Here is a 21752-nt window from a genome sequence, read left to right as displayed (position 1 = left end):
TGTCAGCTGCTCCGCCGGGCTTCGAGTTCGGCCTCCGCGGCGGACAGGGCTTCCCGGAAACCCAGTTCGCATCCCGTCAGGAGTCGGAACTGGTCCACGGCCTGCCCGGCCAGCAACTCCAGTCCCGTGATCACCGGCTGTTCCGGGGAGGCTGCCCTGGCCAAGGGCGTGGGCCAGGGGTCGTAGACCGCGTCGAAGAGCACCTCGGCCCGTTCCGCCCAGATGTTTGCCCACTTCTCGGTCGCGGAGGTCGGGACGGTGCTGGCCAACAGATCGGTTTCCCGGAACGAGGCGTCCATCGGCTGCGCAGTGATGTCGATTCCGAGTGAGATCCCCAGCTCGCACAGCGTCACCGCTCGGGCGGGATCACGGGCCAGCACCGTCACGTTCCGGACCGACAGGCCGGACAGTGCAACCAACAGGGAACGCGCGGTGGCGCCGTTGCCAACGACAACGGCGGTGGAAAGGGTGCTCATTCCCCGATTCCGCCATGCCCTGACAAACCCCGATACATCGGTGTTGTACACGCGGGGTTCGTCGCCCAGGAGAATGGTGTTGCCTCCTTGGACCATGAGGGAGATCGAGTCCGGTTCGCCCAGCTCGAGCAGGTTCTTCTTGTGGGGGGCCGTGACGCTCAGCCCGATCCATCCGGGATCAGTCAGGGATGCGACGAACTCTCGCAGCTTCCCGGGTGCCACCCTGATGGGCTCGTAGGCCCAGTCGAGACCGCTGATCTGGTAGCCCATCCGGTGAATCGCCGGGGACAGCGAGTGCTCGATCGGGTCTCCGATGACGGCACAGCGCATCAGACGCAACGCCCCTGATGGGACTGGCACCACTGCTGGAACAGGGCCACGTTTTCCGCATGGCCTGCCTCATCCTTTGAGTAGCGGGTCTCCCCGGTGTCCAGATCGACGGTGGTGAAGTAGAGGAAATCATCACCGCTCGGTTTCAGGGCGGCCTCGATGGCCGACTGCCCCGGGTTCGAGATCGGGGTGGGGGGCAGGCCCTTGACCTTGTAGGTGTTGTAGGGCGAATCCGTGGCTCGGTCTTCCGGGGACGTCGCGACACGATTGAACTGCCTGATCGCGTAATGCACCGTCGAGTCGAACTGCAGCGCCATGTCCTTTCCCAACCGGTTGTAGAGCACCTGCGCGATCCTGGGCCTGTCCTCCGGACGTGCGGCTTCCTTCTCCACGATGGAGGCCACGATCAGGACCTCGTACGGGGTTCGTCCGAGTTCCTTGGCCCCGTCCTCCAGTTTGACGGCACTCGCCACCTTGTTGAACTGACTCACCTGCTGTTTCAGGACCCCGGTAGCAGACACGGGTTCCTCCACCTCGTAGGTTTCGGGGAAGAGGAAACCCTCCAGATTGCCGTCACCACCCGCCCAATCGGGTAGGCCGAGCTCCTCGGACTTCGACGCCTCGGTCAGCTGCTCCTCGGTGAGCCCGAGCTCCGAGGTGAGGATCTCCCACTGCTGCGTCTCGACCCGTCCCTCGGGGATCGTCACTTTCAGGGCCACTTTGTTGGCAGGATCGAGCAGCATCGCCAGTGCGGTCTCGGCCGGAAGTTCGGTGCGCAACCGGAAACGTCCCGCCTGAAGTTTGGCCCCCACTCCCGGCTGACGTCCAACCACGGACTGGAAGGTGCGGGTGGACTTGATGACACCGTTCTCCACGAGTAGATCGCCGATCTGGGTGACGTTGACACCTGCCGGGATCGTCACCACCACATCGTCCTTGCCCTCGCCGATGTAGTCGCTCTCGGTGCGCCAGGAAATCCAGGCTTCGTGGACCTTGTGAACGACGAACCAGCCGCCACCGAACAACACCACGACCGAAAGCAGAACTGCGAAAGCACTGCGGGCGTGGTAGCCGATCTTGCGCCAGTCCGGTTGGCCGTCGTTGTCGACGAAGGTGGGGCTCACAGATCCTCCTGTTCCAGTTGCTCTCCGGCCGGTCGGCCGGAGGCCGTCTCCAGATCCAGTGCGCGCTGCAAGATCTCGACCGCGGCGGCCTGGTCTATGATCCGTCGTTGCTGTCGGGAACTACGACCCGCTCCCCCAAGACTACGTGACGCCCCGGCCGTGCTCATCCGCTCGTCCACCAGCCTGATCGAAACGCCCGGTACCGCCGCGGCGAGCAGAGATGCCCTCTCGATCACGAATCGGGCAGCGAAGGAACGTTCCCCCGACAGGGTCAGGGGAAGCCCGACGTAGATCAACTCGGGCTCATATTCCCCAACAAGTTCCCCGAGACGCTTCAACTCCGAGCCGTTCGCGCGAACCGTCTCCACCGGATAAGCGAACGAGGTGCGCGGATTGCTGGCCGCGACGCCTATCCTCGCCTTGCCCCAGTCGATGCCGAGACGTCCCAGTTCAGCCACGATCCGCCAGTATCTCCTCAACCGCGGAGATTGCCCGGGGGGCGGCCGCAGGATCGGACCCGCCGCCCTGGGCGAGGTCGTCCTTGCCGCCGCCCTTGCCGCCCATGGCGTGGCAGGCCACGGAGATCAGCTGACCGGCGCGGATGCCCAGGTCACGGGCCGCCGCGTTGGTGGCCACCACACCGGCCGCCTTCCCGCCACCGCCGCCGAACAACGCCACGACCGCAGGCTCCGCCCCCAGCCGTTCCCGGATGTCGAGGGCGAGGGTTCGCAGGTCGCCGCCTGCGATGCCGGGCAGGGACTCGGCAACCAGCTTGACGTCGCCCACCCTGCGTGCCGCGCCGGCGAGCTCGCCTGCGCGGGCCAGCAGCTTCTCCGCCTGGAGGGCGGCGATCTGCTTCTCCGCCGACTTTAGCTGACCGAGCAGTTTCTCCACCCGCTCCGCGAGCTGCTCCGGCTGCACCCGGAGGCTGTCGGTGAGGGTGGCCACGAGGGCCCGTTCCGCGGCGAAACGTTCGAACGCGTCCTGTGCGACGAGGGCCTCCACGCGGCGTACCCCGGATCCGATGGAGGATTCGCTGAGCAGGTTCAGCACCCCGATCTGGGCGGTGTTGGCGACGTGGGTGCCGCCACACAGTTCCCGCGACCAGGGCCCCGCGAGCTCCACCACGCGCACGATCGGCGGGTATTTCTCGCCGAACATGGCCATGGCGCCCAGGGCCTTTGCGTCCTCCAGTTTCATCTGGCTGGCGGTCACGTCGAAGGAGTCCCGGATGGCCTGGTTGGCGCGCTGCTCGACCTCCAGCCTCAGGGCCTCGCTCATGCCGTGGGTCGCCGAGTAGTCGAAGCGCAGATAGCCCGGCTTGTTGTAGGAACCGGCCTGGGTGGCGGTCGGGCCCACCAGTTCCCGCAGCGCGGCGTGGACGATGTGGGTTGCGGTGTGGGCCTGTGACGCTGCGTGCCTGGCCGCCGGGTCCACGGTGGCGTGCGCCACCGCCCCCTCGCCGAGGTCGCCGAGCAGCTGGACCCGGTGCACGATCAGACCGGGCACGGGACGCTGGACGTCGAGCACCTCGGCGGACCAGCCGTCACCGGTGATCCGCCCCGCGTCGGAATCCTGGCCGCCGGACTCGGCGTAGAAGGGGGTTTCGGCCAGCACCAGTTCGACGACCTGCCCGTCGGCGGCGGAGGTGACCACCCGGCCGCCGGAGACGATGCCGACCACCCTCGTCTCGTGTTCGAGTTCCCGGTATCCGACGAACGGGGTTTCGTGACCCTCGCGGAGTTCCTTGTACGCCTCGATGCTGGTGGCCCCGCCCTTCTTGGCCTTCGCGTCCGCGCGGGCCCTTTCCTTCTGTTGGAGCATCAGTTCGGTGAAACGGGCACGATCAACCCCGAGCCCCGCCTCGGCGGCCATTTCGAGGGTCAGGTCAATCGGGAAACCGTAGGTGTCGTGCAGCTGGAAGGCCTCGTCGCCGGGCAGCTCCTTCATACCGGCCTGCCGGGCGCGTCCCACCGCGAGATCGAAGATCTGCGTTCCCGCGGAGAGCGTGCGTCGGAAGGATGCCTCCTCGTGCTCGCTGACCTCGGAGATCCTCGCCCAGGAATCGTTGATCTCCGGGTAGGAGACGCTCATCACGTCCCGGCTGACGGGCAGCAGCTCACCGAGTACCGGGGCGTCGACGCCCAGCAGCCGCATGGCGCGGATGGAGCGGCGGAGCAGGCGCCGCAGGACGTACCCGCGGGCCTCGTTCCCGGGGGTGACGCCGTCGGTCATCAGCATCAGCGAGGAGCGTATGTGGTCCGCCACCACCCGGAACCGCACGTCGTCGCCTGGGTCGGCCCCGTAGGTGCGTCCCGACAACTCTGCCACCTTCGCGATGACCGGGTAGACCTCGTCCGTCTCATACATGTTCGCCACGCCCTGGAGCAGGTAGGCGATACGTTCCAGTCCGCTGCCGGTGTCGATGTTCTGCGTGGCGAGCGGTTTGACGACGTCGAACCGGTCCTTGGCGGTGACGTTGGTGATCTCCTCCTGTTGGAAGACCAGGTTCCAGATCTCCAGGAAACGGTCCTCGTCGACCTCCGGTCCGCCGTCGGGACCGAACTCGGGTCCGCGGTCGATGTAGATCTCGGAGCAGGGGCCACCCGGGCCGGGCACCCCCATGTGCCAGTAGTTGTCCTTGAACCCACGCTCCTGGATGCGGCTGCGCGGAACCCCGGCCTTCTGCCACAGGTCGATGGTCTCCTCGTCGCCGTGCAGGGCGGTCACCCACACCCGGTCAGGACGGAACCCGAGACCGCCGTTGGGGATCTCGGTGGTGATCAGCTCCCAGGCGTAGTTGATGGCGCCTTCCTTGAAATAGTCGCCGAAAGCGAAGTTCCCCATCATCTGGAAGAAGGTGCCATGCCGGGTGGTTTTGCCCACGTCGTCTATGTCCAGGGTGCGCACACACTTCTGAACGGAGGCGGCGCGGCGGTAAGGGGTGGGTTCCTCCCCCATGAAATAGGGTTTGAAGGGCACCATCCCGGCGTTGACGAACAACAGGGTGGGATCGTTGTAGAGAAGCGACGCGCTCGGTACGACGGTGTGGTCGTGGCGCGCGAAGAAGTCGATAAACCGGCTCCGGATCTCGGAGGTTTTCATGGGTGGGTTTTCCTTGAAGTCGTTGTTTCTCAGGGCTTCCGGGGCATGTCGAGTTCCTCGCGGAGCTCTGCCTCCTTCTCCCGCATCGCGGCGGTGAAGGTGGCGCGGAACTCGCTGAACCTGTTGACGGCCTGCTGCCCGGAGGCCTCCACGCGTTCGGCCACTCCCTTCGGGGTGAGCTGGTAGAGCCATTTGCGGCCTCGGAGCACCAGCGCCACGGCCACGGCGGCACCGACCAGGATCCAGAACAGACGTCTCACTTCTTGCGCCCCTTCAAAGCTGTCCGCAGACCGTGGACGATCGCGGCGCCGCGAACCAAGGGGCCGCCCAGGGTGGCCGCGAACAGCTGCGACAGGTTGGCGGCGTGTTCGCTGACCACGGTTGCGTGTCCGGAGACGCGGGCCACGTCGTCGGTGACCAGGGACAGCTTCTCCAGCTCGTCGTTGGTGCTCTCGACGGTGCTCTTCAGCTCGACCAGGACGGGAACTGAATGGTGTCCGAGGTCACGCACCGCGATGCGGACCTCGTCGAGAGCTCGACCGGCCTTGATCAGGGGAACGGCAGCCAGGGCCACGAGAACGCAGAGAGCAATGGCTGCGAGCAGACCTGCCAGCTCACCGACGGACATGTGAGGTCGCCTCCTTGAATCGAAGTATCGCCGTAACTCTAGCCGACCCGCGTCCTCAACGGCCCAGCAACTTCCGAACCGCCGCCATGCGCTCGGAGATGGCGGCCTCCGCCCCGTGACCGGTCGGCCGGTAGTAGCTGACTCCCGCGAGATCGTCGGGAAGATACTGCTGGGCCGCCACCCCGGCGGGCAGGTCGTGGGGATATACGTATCCCTCGCCGTGTCCGAGGGCCCTGGCCCCGGCGTAGTGGGCGTCTCTGAGGTGCGCCGGAACCGCCCCTCCCCTGCCCGCACGCACATCGGCGACGGCTTTCTCCAGAGCCATGTAGGCGGCGTTGGACTTCGGGGCGGTGGCCGCGGCCACGGTGGCGTGGGCGAGGGTGATGCGGGCCTCCGGCATCCCCAGCAGCTGCACTGCCTGGGCCGCCGCCACACAGGTGCCGAGAACCCCGGAGGCGGCCATGCCGATGTCCTCGCTGGCCGAGATCATCAGGCGGCGTGCGATGAACCGCGGATCCTCCCCGGCCTCCAGCATCCGGGCCAGGTAGTGCAGGGCAGCATCCACGTCGGAGCCCCGCACGGATTTGATGAAGGCGGAGATCACGTCGTAGTGCTGGTCGCCGTCCCGGTCGTAACGCACGGCGGCCCGGTCCACCGCGTGGGCCAGCACCTCGGGGGTGATCTCCCCCAGCCCGAGCGCCTCGGCGGACGCCGCCGCCTCCTCCAGGTAGGTCAGCGCGCGGCGGGCGTCCCCGCCTGCCAGGCGCACCAGGTCGTCCCGGGCGGCATCGGCCAGGGCGACGCCACCCGCCAGGCCCCGTTCGTCGACCAGCGCGCGGGAGACCAGGGCCGCGATGTCGGTGTCGGTCAGGGGTTTGAGCCGCAGCAGCAGCGAACGCGACAGCAGCGGGGAGATCACGGAGAAGCTGGGGTTCTCCGTGGTGGCGGCGATCAGGGTGACGATCCGGTTCTCCACCGCGGGCAGCAGCGCGTCCTGCTGGGTCTTGGAGAAGCGGTGCACCTCGTCGATGAACAGCACGGTCGAGACGCCCCGTTCCAGCTCCCGCCTGGCCGTATCGAGTTCGGCGCGCAGTTCCCTGACGCCCGCGGTCACCGCCGAGAGTTCGACGAACCGGGCCCCGGACGCGTTGGAGACTATGGATGCCAGGGTGGTCTTGCCGACTCCCGGCGGCCCCCACAGGAAAACGCTCATCGGTTGCCCCGCAACCAGTCGGCGAAGCGGTGCGCCCGGGCCGAGCAGGTGCTGCTGCCCGACGAGTTCGTCCAGGCTCGCGGGACGCATCCTGACGGCCAGCGGCGCCCCTTCGCCGCGGGCATTCCCCAAGGAACCACCCGCCCTGGCGGGTGTGGGGTCGGGATTACCGAACAGGTCAGGACTCACACGAATCACAGTAGCGTCACCATGGCGGGAAAACCCGGGCTCCTGCCGTATCATTTGCTTGCTCGTGACGCCCCTGCATCCGCGGAGTTCGAATGCCACAACCACTCGGGGACCGGTTCAGTGCGCGCCGACGGGTGGCGATCATCGTCACCCTCGGCCTGTTGACCGGTCTCGGTCCGTTCACCATAGACCTGTACCTGCCCACTTTTCCAGCCCTCAAGACCGACCTGGGGATCACCGACTCCCAGGTCCAGGTGACTCTCTCCGCCACCACTCTGGGTTTCGCTCTCGGGCAGCTCGTGGTCGGGCCCCTGAGCGACCGTCTGGGACGTAGGGTTCCGCTGACGGTGGCCGCTTGTCTGCACATCGTCTCCTCGGTTCTCGTGGCGATAGCCCCCAACGTCGCCTTCCTGACCACGATGCGTGTTCTCCAGGGGGTCGGGGCGGCGGGTGGTGCCGTGGTCTCCATGGCCATGGCCCGCGACCTGTTCTCCGGACGGCGGTTGGTCGTGATGCTCTCCCGGCTGGCGCTCGTCAACGGGCTGGCGCCCATCATCGCCCCCCTGGTTGGTTCGTGGATGGTCACGGTCATGAACTGGCGCGGAGTCTTCTGGGCACTCGCCGGCTACGGTGCTCTCCTGTTGGTACTGATCCTGCTCCTGATAGTGGAGACCCGCCCTCCCGGTGAGCGCACCGCGGGTGGATTTGCACCGCTCCGCGCCGCCTACCGTCGGGTGGCGGGCGACAGGATGTTCGTCGGCATCTGGCTGACCGCGTCCTGCTGCTTCGCCGGTTTGTTCTCCTACATCTCCACCTCGTCCCTGCTGCTGCAGGAAACCTTCGGGCTCCATGAAACCGAGTTCGGCGTGGTGTTCGCCATCTGTTCCATGGGGGTTTTCGCCGGGGTTCAGCTGGGAAGCCGCCTGTCCGCACGTTTCGGCCCACAGAATGTACTCATCGTCGGTACGGCGGGAATGATCGTCGCTGCCTCGGCGCTGCTGGGGCTCGATGCGCTGCGTGGTGGCCACATTCCCCTGATACCGGCGATGTTCTTCTACACCTTGTCCTTCGGGGCGTGCAATCCCGCGGCCCAGGTGCTGGCATTGCAGAACCACCGTGCCGATTCGGGAGTGGCCGCATCCCTGATGGGAGCCCTCAACATGACCCTCGCCGCCGTGGTGGGGCCCATCATCGGTCGGTTCGAACTGACCTCGGCCGCCCCGATGGCGATCTCGATGCTCTGCTGTGCCATCGCCGCCGCGCTGTGCCTGTGGCTGATCGCGCGGCCGAGACGAATCGAGTTCACACTGTGAGGCGGGGAATCTCCCCGGTCCTGCTGGTGCTGGCGGCCACCACCTCGGTGCAGATCGGTTCCTCCTTGGCCAAAGGGCTGTTCGTCGCGACCCCACCGCAGGTGGCGGCATGGTTGCGAATCCTGTTCGCCGCGGTGCTCCTCGGCATCGTGTTCCACCCGACCCTGCGTGGCCGCAGCCGGGGACAGTGGCTCTCGGCCGCAGGATACGGGGTGGCGCTCACGGGCATGAGCGCGATCTTCTACCTGTCGATCCAGCGCATCCCTGTCGGCATGGCGGTGACCTTCGAGTTCCTGGGGCCACTTGCCGTCGCCACTTTCGGATCGAAACGCAGGCGGGACCTGCTCTGGGTGGCTCTCGCCGCCCTGGGGGTGATTCTCCTCGGCATCAGTCCAGCCCCGCTGGATCCCGCGGGCGTGGTCCTGGCGCTGCTGGCCGGGGCCTGCTGGGGCGCCTACATCCTGCTCACCCCCACCCTCGGAGCTCGCTGGGAAGGTTTTTCCGGGTTGACGGTGGGATTCTGGATCGCTGCCCTCCTGCTGCTCCCCGTGACCCTCGCCACGGCCTTGTCGGGTCAGTACTCCTGGGCCCTGGATCCGAGCGTGTGGGGTACGGGGCTGGTGCTCGGCCTGCTCAGCTCCGCCATCCCCTTCACCTTGGAGATGCGGGCCCTGCAGCGCATGTCCCGGGCCACCTTCGGGATCCTGATGAGCCTCGAACCCGCGGCCGCTGCACTCGTCGCCTTCCTGTTGCTGGGCGAACAGCTCGGCGCACTGGAACTGATCGCCATGACGCTGGTGATCCTCGCAAGTGTCGGATCCATCCGAAGCTCCGCGGAAGGCCCGCGCACCGACAACGGCTGAATCGTTCCGGTTGATTTTCGGAAGAGAGAAGAAAGATTTGTACCCGATCCGCATTTGACACGGGTGATCAGGCGCCACGAGGCGCGGTGGTTCTCAACCGCTACCCAGGGAGTTGATCAATGTCCGTGCCACACGCGGGGTGGTACGGACATCGCGGATCACGATTTCGTGTTCTTCTCTCCCGGTTTGGAGTCGACCCCGGCCTCCTTGCGCTGCTGAACGGTGATCGGGGCCGGCGCCGCGGTCAGCGGATCGTAGCCGCCGCCCGACTTCGGGAAGGCGATGACCTCGCGGATCGACTCCGCGCCGCCGAGCAGGGCGACGATCCGGTCCCATCCGAAGGCGATGCCACCGTGCGGCGGGGCGCCGAAGGCGAACGCGTCCAGCAGGAAACCGAACTTCTCCTGCGCCTGCTCCTGTGTGATGCCCATCACCTTGAACACCCGCTCCTGCACGTCGCGGCGATGGATACGGATGGACCCGCCGCCGATCTCGTTGCCGTTGCAGATCATGTCGTAGGCGTAGGCGGTGGCCTCGCCCGGGTGTTCGTCGAAGGTGTCGAGCCACTCGGGTCTGGGCGAGGTGAAGGCGTGGTGCACGGCGGTCCAGGCTCCCTCGCCGACGGCGACGTCACCCTCGGCCCTCGCCTCGGATGCGGGTTTGAACAGGGGCGCGTCGACAACCCACAGGAAACTCCAGGAGTTCTCGTCGATCAGCCCGCAGCGACGGGCGACCTCGCCGCGGGCGGCACCCAGGAGGGTCTGGGATGCGATACGTTCCCCGGCCGCGAAGAAGATGCAGTCGCCGGGTTTTGCCCCGGTGCGTTCCGGCAGCGCGGCCAGTTCCGCCTCGGAGAGGTTCTTGGCAACCGGGCCACCCAGTTCCCCGGCCTCGGAGACGGTGACGTAGGCCAGGCCCTTGGCGCCGCGCTGCTTCGCCCATTCCTGCCAGGCGTCGAACTGGCGTCGCGGTTGCGAAGCACCGCCGGGCATGACCACCGCACCCACGTAGGGGGCCTGGAACACGCGGAACCGGGTCTCGGAGAAGACATCGGTCAGCTCCGTCAGTTCCAGGTCGAAGCGCAGGTCCGGTTTGTCGGAGCCGTAGCGGTTCATGGCGTCGGCGAAGCTCAGGCGCGGGAAGGGGGTTTGCAGTTCGATTCCCCTGATGGCCCAGATCTCCTTGACGATGGCCTCCCCCAGCTCGATCACGTCCTCCTGGTCGACGAAACTCATCTCGATGTCGAGCTGGGTGAACTCCGGTTGCCGGTCGGCGCGGAAGTCCTCGTCGCGGTAGCAGCGGGCGATCTGGTAATAGCGCTCCATTCCCGCCACCATCAGGAGCTGTTTGAACAGCTGCGGGCTCTGCGGCAGCGCGTACCAGGAACCGGGATTGAGCCGGGCCGGCACCAGGAAGTCGCGGGCCCCCTCCGGGGTGGAGCGGGTCAGGGTGGGGGTCTCGATCTCGACGAAGTCGCGTTCCCCCAGCACCTTCCGGGCTGCCTGGTTCACCTTAGAGCGCAACCGGAGCGCGGCTGCGGGTGCTGGCCGCCGCAGGTCCAGGTAACGGTGTTTCAGACGCGCCTCCTCGCCGACGGTGACGCGTTCGTCGATCTGGAATGGCAGCGGCGCCGACGGGTTGAGCACCTCCAGCTCGGAGATCGCGACCTCGATCTCCCCCGTCGGCAGGTCAGGGTTGGCGTTTCCCTCGGGGCGGGTCTCCACCACGCCGGTGACCTTGATGCAGAACTCGTTGCGCAGGTCGTGCGCACCGGAGGAGGCCAGCACCTCGTCCCTGACCACCACCTGGGCGATGCCGGAGGCGTCCCTCAGGTCGATGAACGCGACACCACCGTGATCGCGTCGCTTCGCCACCCAGCCGGTGAGCACCACCTCTTGACCCACGTTCGCGGCCCTCAGCTCACCCGCGTGGTGTGTGCGCAACATGCAGTTTCCTCTCTAGTTCCGGCTGCGTGGACGGCGCAGCCCGCCAGCGACGAATCCTACCCGGGAAGGCTCGCCTCGTCGTGTTCCCTTCCCGGGGTCTCCGGTCCCGTTTCCGGGTTCTCAGCCTCGGATGACCCGCGGGGTGGCGTCCTCGGCGGGTGGCCGCCAGGCATCAGGGGCAGCGGGCAGCTGCTCCCCCGACCGGATGTCCTTGACCGAGTCGTCGAGGTCCGCACCGAACCAGACGAACGGGATTCCCCTGCGTTCGGCGAACCGGATCTGGCGCCCGAATTTGTCGGCCCTGGGCGCCACCTCGCAGGCAATGCCGCGCTCCCGCAACCTGCGCGCCACGGATATCGCCCGGTCCCGGGTATCCTCCGAGTCGACGGCCACCAGGACCGCCGACGGCACGCCGCGGGTGGTGGTCAGGGCGCCCCTGCCGATCAGCGGGGCGAGTATCCGGGTGACGCCGAAGGAGTACCCGACCCCGGGGAAAGTCGTTCTCCCGTCGCTCGCCAGGGAGTCGTAACGACCGCCCGAGGCCACGGAACCGAGTTTCTCCGAACCCAGCAGCAGGGTTTCGTAGACGGTTCCCGTGTAGTAGTCGAGGCCTCGCGCGATCCTGAGGTCCGCCACCACCCGGCCCGGTTCGGTTCCGCGTGCGATCCGGATGAGCGAGGCGAGATCCGTCAGGCCCTCGTCCAGCAGCTCGTGGGTGACGCCCAGGGCCCGCACCTGATCGACGAAGGACTCGTCCTCGGATCTGATCCCCGCCAGGGCGACGCAGGCGCGGGCCTGGGATTCGCTCAGCCCCACCTGCTCGGTCAGCAACTCGACCACCACATCCGGCCCCACCTTGTCGTACTTGTCGACGCGCTGGAGCACGGCAGCCGTGTCGTCGATCCCGAGGCCCCGGTAGAACCCCTCCGAGAGTTTCCGGTTGTTGACCCGGATGCTCACCGGCGGCAGGCCCAGGTCCCGGTGCAGTTTCCCGAAGACGTCGAGGGCCACCAGGGGGATCTCGGCGTCGTGGTGGTCTGCCAGCCGGTCGCGGCCGACGATGTCGATGTCGGCCTGGGTGAACTCGCGGTAGCGGCCTTCCTGCGGGCGTTCGCCGCGCCAGACCTTCTGCACCTGGTAGCGGCGGAAGGGGAAGCTCAGGTGCCCGGAGTGCTCCAGCACGTAGCGGGCGAAGGGTACCGTCAGGTCGAAGTGAAGGCCGAGTTCATCCGTCTCCCCGGCCTGTGCGTGCAGGCGCCTGACGACGTAGATCTCCTTGTCGATCTCTCCCTTGCGGGAAAGCTGGTCAAGGGGTTCGACGGCCCGGGTCTCGATGGGTGCGAAGCCGTGGAGTTCGAAGGTGGAGGTGATGGTGGCGAGCACCTGATTCTCCACCAGGCGCCCGGTGGGAAGGAATTCGGGAAAACCGGAGATCGGTTTGGGGCGTGCCATGGCTCAGTCCTTCAGGAAATCGGCTTGCAGGTAGGGGTTGTGCAGTTTCTCGGCCCCGACGGTGGTGGGTTCCCCGTGACCGGGCAGCAGCACGGTCTCGTCGGGAAAGGCCTCAAGAATTCCCCGTAGGGTGGATCGCATCTGTTCCGGGTTCCCGCCGGGCAGGTCTGTTCGCCCGATGGTGCCCCGAAAGATCACGTCCCCGGTCAGCAGCACCTTCCCGGTCCCGTCCCCGACCTCCAGGAGCGTGGATCCGCGGGTGTGTCCCGGGGCGGCGTGGGGTCTGACCTCGAGTCCGCAGGGAGCCCGGAAGGTCTCGTGATCCCGGAGGTCACCGGGGGGATCCAGTTCGTCCTCGCCGATGAGCTGTCGGATCAGGGGCACCAGCCGGGGCCCCAGACCTGCGGAGGGGCGGACGAGCATCTCCTGGTCGACCTTTGCGCATCGGACGGGAGCGTTCCACACGGCCGCCAGGGTCGCCGCATCGCCGACGTGGTCGAGATGCCCGTGTGTGCACAGGATGACCTCCGGGTGCCAGCCAAGACGGCCCAGGGCCGCGGAGATCAGCTCGGATCCCTTCACCCCCGGATCGACGACAAGGCATCCGTTCTCATCCGAATCAGCCGCGATGAGGTAGCAGTTCGCGGTCCAGGGGGAAACGGGGATGGTCTCGATACGCACGCGCCCAACTGTATGGCAGCAATCCGGGGCGTGCACGAAAAGGTTTCACACAACCTTCGCACCCGCCCTGTCCCCTGAAGGGTTTGCCCGCTAGATTGTGTGCATGAGCCAACAGCAAGCGCCCGCGGACTTCGGTCGTGTTGACCCGGACGGCACCGTTTATGTTCGCATCGGTGACACAGAGAGAAGTGTCGGGCAGATCCCCGACTCCACCCCTGAGGAAGCCTTGACGTTCTACACACGGCGCTACGAGAACCTGGCCGCCGAGGTGACCCTGCTGGTGTCTCGCGTTGAGACCCAGGCCATGTCCCCCGAGGATGCACGCAAGGCCATCATCACCGCTCGCGCCAATGTCACGGAGGCGAATGCGGTTGGTGATCTCGCAGCCCTCGCGGCCCGGCTGGACGCTCTCGAGGAGCTGCTTCCGGCCCAGATAGAGGCACGCAAGGCCGCCCGCGCGGAACAGAACGCGTCCACCATCGCGGCCAAGCAGGCGATGGTGGACGAGGCCGAGTCCTTGGCGGGCGGCAACGACTGGCGTCGCGGGGTCGATCGGTTCCGGGAGCTCCTGGAGGAGTGGAAGGCACTGCCCCGCGTCGACCGCACCACCGACAACGACCTCTGGCACCGGTTCAGTTCGGCACGCACCCAGTACACGCGCCGCCGCAAGGCCCATTTCACCGAACTGAACTCACGCCGCGACGAGGCGAAGCGTCTCAAGGAAGAGATCATCGAGGAGGCCACACCCTTGGCCGAATCCACCGATTGGGGGCCGACCGCGGGCGCTTTCCGTGACCTGATGGCCCGTTGGAAGGCGGCCGGATCCGCCCGGAGAGCCGATGACGAGTCGTTGTGGGCCAGGTTCCACGCCCTGCAGGACAGATTCTTCAACGCCCGTTCAGCGGCCCAGCATGCCGTGGACGACGCGCAGGCAGAGAACCTCAGGGCGAAGACAGCGCTTCTGGAGCAGGCGGAACACGACCTCGACGGTGTGACGGATGTCGACGTGGCCAAGAGCACCCTTCGTGGGTTCCTGTCCAAGTTCTCCGAGATCGGCCACGTTCCTCGGGCGGCCATGCGTGACCTTGATTCCCGGGTCAGGAAACTTTCCGACCGGGTCGGCGAATTGGAGGCCGAACGTTGGCGCCGCACCGACCCCGAGGCGCGCAAACGTGCTGAGGACACCGTCGCCTTGTTCCAGTCGCAGGTGGACAAGCTGACCAAGGATCTTGAGACGGCGGAGGCCGCAGGTGATGCCCGCAGGGCGAAGGACGTGCGCACATCACTGGAGACCTACGCGTCGTGGCTGGACCAGGCCCGACAAACTCTTCAAGACTTCCAGGAGATGTGAGCGGGCAAGGCCGTTTCCCCTTCCCCCGGTCCCGGGAAAGGGGAAACGGCGGCTTCGGGATCAGGAATTCGTGCGGAAGGCGTCGTAGACCCCGGGAACCCGACGCACCTGTTTCAGGACGTGGTTCAGGTGCCTGGGGTCCGGGGACTCGAAGGTGAGTCTCCCGGAGAATTTCTTGTTGCGCCCCGATGTCAGTGTGGCCTCGAGAATATCGACGTGCAGGTCTGAAATCACCCGGCTGACGTCCGCGAGCAGACCCGCCCGATCGATGCCCTCGACCTGGATCGTGACGGGGAACTGTCCACCCTCCGTCTTGTCCCAGGCCACCTTGACCAGTCGCTCCGGGGTTTCCTGTAGGGCGGGAACGTTCGTGCAGTCGGTGCGATGCACCGACACCCCGTCGGTCCGGGTGACAAAACCCGTGATCGCATCCCCGGGAATCGGATGGCAGCAGCGCGCCAGTTTGACGACCATCGTCGGATCGTCGTCCACCAGAACTCGGGGTTCCATGGCCGCGCGGGGACGCCTGCGGGAGTTTCTCATCCCCTCGTCCTCGGTGATGGTGTCGACGACCTCGTCCTCACCCCCGACGAGCTCTATCAGATGGGTGACCACGGCCTGGGCGCCAATCTGCCCTTCTCCCATCGCCTTGTACAAGCTGGAAACATCCGCGTGGCGCAGTTCGTTGGCGACAGCGGTGAGGTTCTCCAGGGTGAGGAGACGCTGCATCGGCAAGCCGGTGCGACGAAGCCTTCTGGCCAACATCTCCTTGCCGTCCTCGATCGCCTCGTCACGACGCTCTCGAGAAAAGTACTGTTTGATCTTCTGACGGGCCCGGCTGGTGGCGACGAACCCGAGCCAGTCCCGGCTCGGCCCGGCATTCGGGGATTTCGAGGTGAGAATCTCAACCTTGTCACCTTGGACGAGTTTCGTCGACAACGCCACCAGGCGGCCGTTCACCCGCGCACCGATACAGCGGTACCCGACCTCCGTGTGCACGGAGAAGGCGAAATCGACCGGGGTGGCCCCGACCGGAAGGGCGTTCACCTCGCCCTTCGGGGTGAACACGTAGATCTCGTCGGAGTTGATCTCGAACAACACCGAGTCGAGAAACTCCGTCGGGTCCTCGGTCTCCTTGCTCATCACCCCGAGCTGGTGCATGGCCCGCAGCCCCGCCTCCTCGGGGGTGACCCCGTTGCGCAGGTTCTCCTTGTATTTCCAGTGCGCCGCGACGCCGTACTCGGCCCGGCGGTGCATCTCGTGGGTGCGGATCTGCAGCTCGACGGGTTCGCCCCGGTCCCCGAGCACGGTGGTGTGCAGGGACTGGTACATGTTGAACTTCGGGTTCGCTATGTAATCCTTGAACCGGCCCGGGATCGGCTTCCACTTGGAGTGCGCCACCCCGAGCACTCCGTAGCAGTCCCGCACGTCGTCGACCAGCACCCGCAACCCGATGAGGTCGTAGATGTCGGCGAAGTCGCGGCCCCGGACCATCATCTTCTGGTAGATCGAGTAGAAGTGCTTGGGGCGGCCGTAGATGGTCGCCTTGATCTTGTTGTCCGCCATCAGCTGCTTGAACTGCGCGATCAGGTCCCGCAGGTAGCGTTCCCGTCCCGGTGCCTGCTGCGCCACCAGATCCGCGATCTCCGAGTAGACCTTGGGTTCGATGGCCTGGAAGGACAGGTCCTCCAGTTCCCACTTCACGGTGTTCATGCCCAGCCGATGGGCCAGCGGGGCGAAGATGTTGAGGGTTTCCGTGGCGATCCTGACCTGTTTGTCGGGGCGGAGAAAACCGATGGTCCGCATGTTGTGGAGACGGTCCGCGAGTTTGATCACCAGGACCCGCACCTCCTCGGAGGTGGCCATGATCATCTTCCGGATGGTTTCCGCCTTAGCGGTTTCCCCGTAGGTCACCTTGTCCAGTTTCGTGACCCCGTCGACCATCCGGGCCACCTCGTCGGTGAACTCCTCACGCAACTGCTCGAGGGTGTACTCGGTGTCCTCGACGGTGTCGTGCAGCAGAGCAGCGACCAGCACGGGTTCGGTCATGCCCAGCTCTGCGAGGATGGTGGCCACCGCCAGAGGGTGGGTGATGTAGGGATCACCGGACTTGCGTTTCTGCCCCCGGTGCAGCTGCTCCGCCGTGCGATAGGCGTGCTCGATCAGTGACAGGTTGGCCTTCGGGTGACTGGCCTTGATGATCTTGAACAAGGGATCGAGCACGGCTGAACGGGGCCTGACCGCCCCGAGCCGGGCCAATCGATGCCGCATTCGCAGTCGCGGCTGCTCCGGTCCGCTGGTCAGGCGTTGCAATGCTCCTTGTTGCGTCACCTGCTCAGCCATGGTGAAAGTTTAGTGCGATTGGAACCGATATCTGACTCAGTCGTCGCTGTCTCGCAGGTCGGGTCGTTCCGCGCGGCGCACGACGATTAGTTGATCACCGGTTTGGATCTTGGATGCCGTGGAGTCGTAGAACCGCCGCAGCGTGCCGTTGCGGATGATCCCGATCACCTGCTCCCCCTTGACGTCGTTCGGGGACTGCCCCACCTCGCTGGGTCTCGCCTGCCTCTGCTGGACCTCAAGACCCGTACCCGCGGTCAGCAGGTCCTGGATGATGGCACCGAGCTCCGGACCGACCGCCGACAGGCCCAGCAGACGCCCCACCGTGTCCGACGAGGTCACCACGGAGGTGGCCCCGGACTGGCGGACCAGGGCGACGTTGTCCTTCTCACGGACGCTGACGACGATGCTCGCCCCGGGGTTGAGCTGCCTGGCGGTGAGTGTGGTGAGGATGGCGGCGTCGTCGCGGGACAGACAGATGATGATCTTCCGGGCCTTGGACACCTCGGCCCGCCGCAACAGGTCACGGCGTGTCCCGTCTCCCAGGAAGGCGGCCAGCCCGTCGAGGTTGGCCTCGCTCACCGCGACATCGCTGCTGTCGATGACCACGATCCGGTCGTCCGGTTCCCCGTGGCGACGAAGGGTGTTGATTGCGCTGCGGCCCTTCGTGCCGTAGCCGATCACGACGACGTGATTGCGCATTTTCTGCCTCCACTGCAGGTCACGGATGGCGCGGCTGCCCTCGTCCGCCAGCACGGCAATGGTGGTGCCGACCAGCAACACCAGGAAACCGACGCGCATCGGGGTGATGAGGATCGCGTTCAGGAGCCGGGCGTGCGGGGCGAGGGGGGTGATGTCGCCGTAGCCCGTGGTGGTCATGGTGACCGTCGAGTAGTACAGGGCGTCGATGAAACTGACCCCGTCATCGCGGATGTTGTCGACGTAGGAGTCGCGGTCCAACCAAACGACGAGGGTGCTGATCATCAACAGCACGAGCGCCAGCAACCCGCGTTTCCCGAGTTCACGCAGCGGCCGCACCTGTGGACGGGGCATGCTCACCATCGAGGTGGCATACCCCTTGGGGACCCGCTTCCTCAGTCTGCCCACGGCCCTAACTCGTCAGAACCGCCGAACAACTGCTGATCCCTTGGTCAGCGAGCCTTTCCCTGCCACCGAGGGCTGTGAGCTCGAGAAGCACGCTCACGTGCACGAGTTCCGCGCCGAGCCGTTTCAACAACGCGGCCGTGGCCGCCACGGTGCCGCCGGTGGCGAGCACGTCGTCCACGACGAGCACACGCGCCCCCGTGACGAGGGCATCCGCGTGCATGGTGAGGGTCGCGGTGCCGTATTCGAGGTCGAAGGATTCACTCAGCACGGGACGCGGCAACTTCCCCGGTTTCCGGACCGGCACGAAACCGGCCCCGAGAGCCAGGGCGACGGGGGCGGCGAAGATGAATCCCCGGGCTTCCATCCCGACCACCACGTCAATGGCCTCGGGGGCCGACGCCACGATGGCGTCAACCGCCTGCCGGAAACCCTCGGGAGAGGCAAGCAGCGGGGTGATGTCCTTGAAGACCACCCCAGGTTTGGGCCAGTCCGGAACGTCCGCAATCAGGGAGGAAACCAGGTTCATCGCTTTTGACGCTTCCTCTGCTCGCGCGACAGGTTGCTGCGCTGCCTGCGCGTCTCCGAGGAGACAACGGCCTCGGAACCCGAGGCGTCCTCCTCATCGTCGCCCGTGTCCTCCCCGGACGGCTTGCGCTCGGCCTTGGCGGCCGCGCGTTTGGCCTTGCGGGCCAGCGATGCGCGATGGGCCACCTGGGCGGGTTCCTTTTCCTTCATCTGCACCAGCAGCGGGGTAGCGATGAAGATGGAGGAATAGGCGCCGGCGATCATGCCGATGAACAGCGCCAGGCCGAGATCGGCGAGGGGGCCGCTGTGGAGCATGGCGCCGCCGATCAGCAGAGCCGTGACCGGCAGGATCCCGATCAGGGTCGTGTTCAGGGACCGGATCAGCACCTGGTTGATGGCCAGGTTGGCGGCCTCCCCGTAGGTCTTCCTGCTCTCCTTCAGGTTCCTCGTGTTCTCCGACACCCGGTCGAAGACCACCACGGTGTCGTAGAGCGAGTAGCCGAGAATGGTCAAAACGCCGATGACGGTCGCGGGTGTGACGGTGAAACCACTCAGCGCGTAGATGCCGATGGTGACCACCAGGTCGTGCGCCAGGGCTATGACGGCGGCCAAGGACATCTTCCAGTTGCGGAACCAGAAACCGATCAGCACCATCACGAGCGCTATGAACACCGCCAGGGCTATCAGGGCCTGCCGGGAGATCTGTTCACCCCACGAGGCGCCGATCGCCGTGTAGGTGACGTCATCGGGTTTCACGTCTGCCAGTTTGGCGATGGCGGCGCGAACGGAGACGGTTTCCTCGGGGTCGAGGGAGCGCGTCTGGATCCGCACGGCGCTCTCCCCGAGGGAGAAGACCTGGGCCCCCAGGTCCTTGACCTCGAAATCGGCCACCTTGGCGCGCACCTCGTCGACGGTGGTCTCGGTGACCGGCATCGCCACCTGGAAGTCGGTTCCGCCCCGGAAGTCGATGCCGAGCGCCAGGCCCTTGAACCCCACGGCCAGGAAACAGACGGCGAGCACCACGACCGAGAACGCGTACCAGAATTTCTTGTGGCCGACGAAGTCGTAGGAGATCTGGCCCGTGTAGAAACGGTGGGCGAGCCCGTGTTTGGTGGACATCAGGCCTCCTTGGCGCGGTGGGTGCGGCGGCTGCGGCGGCCCAGCAGGGAATCCCGGCTGACTCCCATGTGGCTGGCGTCGAGTCCGGAGAACCGGTGCCCCTCACCGAAGAACTTGGTGCGCCCCAGCAGCTGCACGAGGGGTTTGGTGAAGAAGAAACAGACCGCCAGGTCGAGCAGGGTGGTCAGGCCGAGGGAGAAGGCGAAACCCTTCACGCCGCCGACCGCGAGGATGAACAAGACGATGGCGGAGAGAATCGAGACCATGTCCGCGACCAGGATCGTGGGTCTGGCCTTGACCCAGCCCGTGGTGAGGGCGGATCTGAGACTTCGCCCATCGCGTATCTCGTCACGGATGCGTTCGAAGTAGATGACGAACGAATCCGCCGTCACACCAATTGCCACGATCGCCCCGGCGATGGCCGGGAGGTTCAGGGTGAATCCCATCGCCTCGCCGAGAATCACCATGGATGCGTAGGTTGCCAGCGCCGCGACACCGAGGGATCCGATCACCACGAGCCCCAGTCCACGGTAGTAGACGAGGCAGTACAGGATCACGAGCGCGAGACCGATGCCGCCGGCGATCAGACCGACGCGGAGCTGTTCGCCACCGAGTGTGGGGGACACCGTTTCCACCTGGGAGGGCTCGAAATTGAGGGGTAGCGCACCGAATTTCAGGATGTTGGCGAGTTCGGCAGCGGACTCGGCGGTGAAGTTGCCGGTGATCTGGGCCTGTCCGTTGGTGATGGCGGTCTGGACGCGCGGCGCGGACTGCACCACGCCGTCGAGCACGACCGCGAACTGGTTTTCCGGCGCCTGCTTGGAGACCATGGCCGTGGTCATCTGACTGAACGTGTTCGTGCCCGCTTCGTCGAACTCGAGGGTGACGACGTGGGCAACCTGTCCCTGCGGAACCCCGGAGTTGGCCTTGACAACGCGCTCACCGACGATGGCCGCGGGGCCGAGGAGGTATTTCATCTGGCCCGTCGGGTCACAACCCATCGTGGTCCTGTCCAATCGTGCCTCGACCTTGTCGCTGCACTTGAACTCGTTGAGAGCCTGGGTGTCCTGCTCCGTTGCCTTGTAGGCCAGCACCTCGTCGACGCTCAGGACGCTCCCGACATCACCCGGCTCCGGGGTGGGGGTGGGCAGGCCGGGAAGGCTGGGATCGGTGTTCTGCTGCCCCACCTGGCTGATGCCTAGCACAGGACGGAAGGTCAGCTGGGCGGTGCTGCCGATCAGGTTCACCATGTCGTCGCGTTGGATGTTGGGGGCGGAGACGACGATGTGCCTGTCACCGGAGGTGGTCACCGAGGCCTCGCCGATTCCCAGTCCGTCGACACGTTTCTGGATGATGCTCTTGGCCAGCTCGAGCGAGTCCTTGTCGACCGTCGAGTTCGTCGCGGTCAAGGTGATGGTCATGCCGCCCTGCAGGTCGAGGCCGAGCTTCGGGGACCAGGCACCGGCTGATGCCATGATCCCGAACATCGCGCCGATGGCGAGCAGGAAGACGAGCAGTGTCAACCCTGGACGGGGTTTACGGTATACCTTTGCCATACGGGCTCGATTCAGTTCTTCTCGGAAACGGACTCATCGACCGTGGCGGATTCCTGCGTTCCCGGGGTGTCGGTGCCGTCCGTGACATCTTCCCCGCCATCGGTGGTTTCGTTTTCCTCCACCACACCCACCTCATCGGTGAATTCGAACTCTTCCTCATCGTTCTTCGCGACGCGTGCAATGACCTGCTTGAGGATGGTCACCTCGACCCCGGGGGCCAGCTCCACGATCGCCTGTGTGTCGGCGATGTGGGAGATGGTGGCGAAAACACCGGAGTTGAGGATGACGCGGGCTCCGGGCTGCAGCGCGTCGATCTGGGACTGGTGCTCACGCATGCGCTTCTGCTGGGGCCGGATCATCAAGAAATATGCGGCGCCCACGAAGACGACGAGCATCAAAAGCAGATCGAGACCTGGCATCTGTTCATTCCTTAA

19 protein-coding genes are annotated in these 21752 nt (G+C 66.0%); 3 read left to right on the top strand and 16 right to left on the bottom strand.

What is annotated here, in order from left to right:
- Positions 1 to 2: 2 nt before the first annotated feature.
- From E0E39_RS06640 to E0E39_RS06610, 7 genes are read right to left on the bottom strand one after another with little or no spacing between them, the layout of a single operon-like run.
- Positions 3 to 806 (bottom strand): shikimate dehydrogenase family protein, encoded by an 804-nt coding sequence (locus E0E39_RS06640; protein ID WP_130874031.1) that lies wholly within the window; start codon positions 804 to 806, stop codon positions 3 to 5.
- Positions 806 to 1930: an endolytic transglycosylase MltG gene (gene mltG, locus E0E39_RS06635; protein WP_130874030.1), complete on the bottom strand. Its 1125-nt coding sequence runs from the start codon at positions 1928 to 1930 to the stop codon at positions 806 to 808. The genes E0E39_RS06640 and mltG overlap by 1 nt, the downstream gene beginning before the upstream one ends.
- Entirely contained in the window at positions 1927 to 2388 is a 462-nt protein-coding gene (gene ruvX / locus E0E39_RS06630; RefSeq protein WP_130874029.1) for a Holliday junction resolvase RuvX, read from the bottom strand. The genes mltG and ruvX overlap by 4 nt, the downstream gene beginning before the upstream one ends.
- Positions 2381 to 5035 (bottom strand): alanine--tRNA ligase, encoded by a 2655-nt coding sequence (gene alaS, locus E0E39_RS06625; RefSeq protein ID WP_130874028.1) that lies wholly within the window; start codon positions 5033 to 5035, stop codon positions 2381 to 2383. Before alaS ends, ruvX begins: the two co-directional genes overlap by 8 nt.
- Before the next feature lie 29 nt (positions 5036 to 5064).
- Entirely contained in the window at positions 5065 to 5295 is a 231-nt protein-coding gene (locus E0E39_RS06620) for a DUF6167 family protein (RefSeq protein WP_130874027.1), read from the bottom strand.
- A complete protein-coding gene (locus E0E39_RS06615) occupies positions 5292 to 5663 on the bottom strand; it encodes a DUF948 domain-containing protein (RefSeq protein WP_130874026.1) in 372 nt (123 codons plus the stop codon). Before E0E39_RS06615 ends, E0E39_RS06620 begins: the two co-directional genes overlap by 4 nt.
- A 55-nt stretch (positions 5664 to 5718) precedes the next feature.
- Positions 5719 to 7119 carry a replication-associated recombination protein A gene (locus tag E0E39_RS06610; protein ID WP_130874025.1) on the bottom strand — a complete coding sequence of 467 codons (1401 nt, stop codon included), beginning with the start codon at positions 7117 to 7119 and terminating at the stop codon, positions 5719 to 5721.
- A gap of 38 nt (positions 7120 to 7157) precedes the next feature.
- Here E0E39_RS06610 and E0E39_RS06605 point away from each other — a divergent pair, with 38 nt between their 5' ends.
- Positions 7158 to 8378, top strand: coding sequence for a multidrug effflux MFS transporter (locus tag E0E39_RS06605; protein ID WP_130874024.1), 1221 nt, complete (start codon positions 7158 to 7160; stop codon positions 8376 to 8378).
- Complete coding sequence (locus tag E0E39_RS06600; RefSeq protein WP_207302442.1) at positions 8375 to 9241, top strand: EamA family transporter; 867 nt, start codon at positions 8375 to 8377, stop codon at positions 9239 to 9241. Before E0E39_RS06605 ends, E0E39_RS06600 begins: the two co-directional genes overlap by 4 nt.
- Before the next feature lie 158 nt (positions 9242 to 9399).
- Here E0E39_RS06600 and aspS read toward each other — a convergent pair whose 3' ends face one another.
- From aspS to E0E39_RS06585, 3 genes are all read right to left on the bottom strand, one after another.
- Positions 9400 to 11187 (bottom strand): aspartate--tRNA ligase, encoded by a 1788-nt coding sequence (gene aspS / locus E0E39_RS06595; protein WP_130874022.1) that lies wholly within the window; start codon positions 11185 to 11187, stop codon positions 9400 to 9402.
- 120 nt (positions 11188 to 11307) lie between these two features.
- The gene (gene hisS / locus E0E39_RS06590) at positions 11308 to 12639 is read right to left on the bottom strand and encodes a histidine--tRNA ligase (protein ID WP_130874021.1); all 1332 of its coding nucleotides are present in this window, start codon (positions 12637 to 12639) and stop codon (positions 11308 to 11310) included.
- 3 nt (positions 12640 to 12642) lie between these two features.
- A complete protein-coding gene (locus tag E0E39_RS06585; RefSeq protein WP_165444669.1) occupies positions 12643 to 13320 on the bottom strand; it encodes an MBL fold metallo-hydrolase in 678 nt (225 codons plus the stop codon).
- A gap of 103 nt (positions 13321 to 13423) precedes the next feature.
- Here E0E39_RS06585 and E0E39_RS06580 point away from each other — a divergent pair, with 103 nt between their 5' ends.
- Entirely contained in the window at positions 13424 to 14671 is a 1248-nt protein-coding gene (locus tag E0E39_RS06580; protein WP_130874019.1) for a DUF349 domain-containing protein, read from the top strand.
- 60 nt (positions 14672 to 14731) lie between these two features.
- Here E0E39_RS06580 and E0E39_RS06575 read toward each other — a convergent pair whose 3' ends face one another.
- The 6 genes from E0E39_RS06575 to yajC form a co-directional block, all read right to left on the bottom strand.
- Complete coding sequence (locus E0E39_RS06575) at positions 14732 to 17014, bottom strand: RelA/SpoT family protein (protein ID WP_130874018.1); 2283 nt, start codon at positions 17012 to 17014, stop codon at positions 14732 to 14734.
- A gap of 36 nt (positions 17015 to 17050) precedes the next feature.
- Positions 17051 to 18073: a potassium channel family protein gene (locus E0E39_RS06570; RefSeq protein ID WP_130874017.1), complete on the bottom strand. Its 1023-nt coding sequence runs from the start codon at positions 18071 to 18073 to the stop codon at positions 17051 to 17053.
- A gap of 49 nt (positions 18074 to 18122) precedes the next feature.
- Complete coding sequence (locus tag E0E39_RS06565; RefSeq protein ID WP_014846667.1) at positions 18123 to 18644, bottom strand: adenine phosphoribosyltransferase; 522 nt, start codon at positions 18642 to 18644, stop codon at positions 18123 to 18125.
- Entirely contained in the window at positions 18641 to 19762 is a 1122-nt protein-coding gene (secF, locus tag E0E39_RS06560; RefSeq protein ID WP_130874016.1) for a protein translocase subunit SecF, read from the bottom strand. The genes E0E39_RS06565 and secF overlap by 4 nt, the downstream gene beginning before the upstream one ends.
- Positions 19762 to 21249 carry a protein translocase subunit SecD gene (gene secD, locus E0E39_RS06555; protein WP_425470703.1) on the bottom strand — a complete coding sequence of 496 codons (1488 nt, stop codon included), beginning with the start codon at positions 21247 to 21249 and terminating at the stop codon, positions 19762 to 19764. The genes secF and secD overlap by 1 nt, the downstream gene beginning before the upstream one ends.
- Positions 21250 to 21329: 80 nt before the next feature.
- Positions 21330 to 21737 (bottom strand): preprotein translocase subunit YajC, encoded by a 408-nt coding sequence (gene yajC, locus E0E39_RS06550; RefSeq protein WP_130874014.1) that lies wholly within the window; start codon positions 21735 to 21737, stop codon positions 21330 to 21332.
- Positions 21738 to 21752: the final 15 nt, after the last annotated feature.

The sequence above is a fragment of the [Pseudopropionibacterium] massiliense genome, assembly GCF_900607225.1.
Lineage (GTDB): Bacteria > Actinomycetota > Actinomycetes > Propionibacteriales > Propionibacteriaceae > Arachnia > Arachnia massiliensis.
Note: the sequence above shows the minus strand (reverse complement) of the source record. Positions and strands in the feature narration are given on the sequence as shown.